Consider the following 1,133-nt stretch of genomic DNA (forward strand, 5'->3'; position numbering starts at 1 on the left):
GACCGCATCGGGCGCACCGAGCTGGTAGCAATCCTGCTCTCGCGCAAGACCAAGCTGCACTTCATGGCGCTGCTGGCGCTGCTCACTGCGTTCATGCTGTTGCGGAATATCTCGGTCGACCTGCTGCTGATGCTGGGCTACGGCGGCACGCTGGGCTACCTGCTGACCGGCGCGCTGACGCGGCTCGAGGCGGTGCGCGAGCTGTCGCGCAGCGAGCATCCCACCAGCCTGGCGCTGCCGCTGGTGCTAGGTGCGCTCTGCGCCGGCGGAATTTTCTGGGGACTCCACAATCCCGAATGGGGTGACAGCCTGCGCTCCGCGCTGGGGATGGGGCTGGTGGCGATTTTCATCGTCTGGCAGTTCGCGCAGGCGTGGTGGATGCGCGTGCCGTTCCGCGAGTTCGCGCTCGGCCGCTCCGAGGCTGATGCCGCCGACGCGAGCCGGCAGGGGCAGCTGCTCAACGCGCTCTCGCCGGCGCTCTGGATGGTAGCCGGCTTCGTGATTTTCATCGTGCTGGCACGCTACAGCGACAGTTTCAGCGACCAGTTCACCCCCTTCTTCCAGTTCACTTGGGTGGCGCTGATACTCGGGCTCGGGACAGCGGTCTTCCTGCTGCTGCGCCGCATGCAAGGCGATGCGGCGACCGACCCCGGAGTGGCGGCCTTCTCGGGCTGGTTCGCGCTCGGCTACTGGGGGTTCCTGGCCTACCACGCAGGGGTGCTGCTCTACTCGTTGAGCCGCGACCCCAGTTTCGTGTTTGATTTGCTCTTCATGTTCGTCACCATCCTGGTTGCGATTTACTCGCTCTCGGTGCAGGCGCTTAAGGCGGAGGGCATCATCAACCGCCACAACGTCATTTTCTACGCGACGGCGTTCACCATCGCCTACGGTGCGAGCAGCTTCTTCCTGACCGCCGACGAGGGAGTTATCAATGACACGAAGACTGTCGGGCGGGTGGCGCACGTAATCGTGCTCGCCAGCGGGATGCTGGTGCTGCTGCTGGTGAACTATAACTTCCTGCGCCGCCGCAATCTGGTCGAGGGCAGCTTCACCGCCGCGCTGCGCGGACAGTGAGCGTTATTAGCGCGGCGCGCATCGGTGGCGCATGAGTCCGGACGCGACGGAGCTGCAGC

Annotated in this window: 1 protein-coding gene; it reads left to right on the top strand. The window is 65.0% G+C overall.

The window, feature by feature from the left end; genetic code table 11:
- The coding region (locus QGG57_06830) for a hypothetical protein (GenBank protein MDP7007878.1) at window positions 1–1,074 on the top strand (1,074 nt) is incomplete at its 5' end.
- Window positions 1,075–1,133: the final 59 nt, after the last annotated feature.

The sequence above is a fragment of the Candidatus Poseidoniia archaeon genome (genome assembly GCA_030748895.1).
GTDB lineage: Archaea > Thermoplasmatota > Poseidoniia > MGIII > CG-Epi1 > UBA8886.